This window comes from Myxococcus sp. AM009, assembly GCF_013372605.1.
In the GTDB taxonomy this organism is placed as follows: Bacteria; Myxococcota; Myxococcia; order Myxococcales; family Myxococcaceae; genus Myxococcus; species Myxococcus vastator.
Window position 1 is genome coordinate 1 of record NZ_JABXEP010000498.1, and the last position, 406, is coordinate 406.

The following is a 406-nucleotide window of genomic DNA, read 5'->3' on the forward strand; positions in this document are numbered from 1 at the left end:
ATTCGAACGCCTGCAAGCTGACGAAGCAGACCCCCAGCAATGCCGTGGCCAGCATGAGCGCGGCGGCACGCTTTGCATTGCGCCGGTATCCGAAGTTGACGGCCATGGCCATGGTGCCGCTGCTGCTGATGAGCACGAAGGTCATGATGGCGATCAGCAGCAACGGCACCTCCACGCCCCCGATCTTCATGCCGAACACTTCGGCCGTATCGGGCCACGGCACCGTGGTCGACATGCGCACCGTCATGTAGCCGATCAGGAAACTGCTGAAGACGAAGGTGTCCGACAGCAGGAAGATCCACATCATGGCCTTGCCCCACGGCACCTTGAAGGTTTCGCGGTCGCCCGACCAATCGTTGACGATGCCGGGCCAGCCCTCGGGCAAGGCGTGGGTTGAGTCGGTGGG

General features: G+C 62.8%; 1 protein-coding gene. It reads right to left on the reverse strand.

What is annotated here, in order from left to right; genetic code table 11:
* Nucleotides 1–406: cytochrome c oxidase subunit 3 (locus HV824_RS36580; RefSeq protein ID WP_217918073.1), on the reverse strand; the 406-nt coding region annotated here is incomplete at both ends.